The organism is Novosphingobium sp. 11B, from assembly GCF_054589055.1.
In genome coordinates this window covers 1-245 of record NZ_BAAILP010000264.1, presented here as the reverse complement: position 1 = coordinate 245, position 245 = coordinate 1, and the positions used below count along the sequence as shown (strand labels likewise).

Sequence of the window (245 nt, the reverse complement as noted above, 5' to 3'; positions counted from 1 at the left end):
TCGATCTGCCATCGGCGGACGTAGAGGGCGATCATCTCGGCGGGCTCGAGGGTGATGTCGGTACTGAAGAAGGCCTGCGGGTCGCGCTTTCCGTCAGGATCGCGAACCAGGACCCAGCGGACAGGCAAGACCGGGGTGCCGGGCCTGTACCATAGGGCGATGTCAGATGTGATCTCGAGCGTCTTGCCGCCCGCATGGCCATACCAGGCAGAGACGAGAATGCTGGTCCAGCGTGTCGCCGGGTT

The 245-nt window shown here is 64.1% G+C and carries 1 pseudogene; it reads right to left on the bottom strand.

From position 1 onward, the window contains the following. A pseudogene (locus tag ACYPYD_RS22960) lies at positions 1–245 on the bottom strand (IS701 family transposase); the annotation flags it as partial.